At 70.6% G+C, this 265-nt stretch carries 1 pseudogene; it reads right to left on the reverse strand.

Annotation, left to right across the window (positions count from 1 at the left end):
* Positions 1–265, reverse strand: a pseudogene (locus tag SB658_RS24630) (cyclohexanone monooxygenase); the annotation flags it as partial.

The raw sequence follows: 265 nt of genomic DNA on the forward strand, positions 1-265 counted from the left end.
GGATGCGGCGGCCAGGCGCTCGCCGAAGCGGTAGTGGCGGCGGACGTCGAACCGGTCGGCGACGTGGTTCAGGTAACGCAGGATCTCGGGCTGCGTGGCATAGCGCTCACTCCACCGCCACTCGCCCTGCAGGGCGTCGTCGAACGAGAACGAGTAGTCGATGCTCGCGACGTCGCAGCGGGCACCCGGGTAGCGGTTCCAGTACCAGGTGCCGCCCACGTCCTCCCCCGCCTCGAGTCCGAGGATGTCGAGGCCCGCCCGCTCG

This window comes from Bacillus sp. SIMBA_008, from assembly GCF_046535495.1.
Taxonomy (GTDB): Bacteria; Bacillota; Bacilli; order Bacillales; family Bacillaceae; genus Bacillus; species Bacillus subtilis.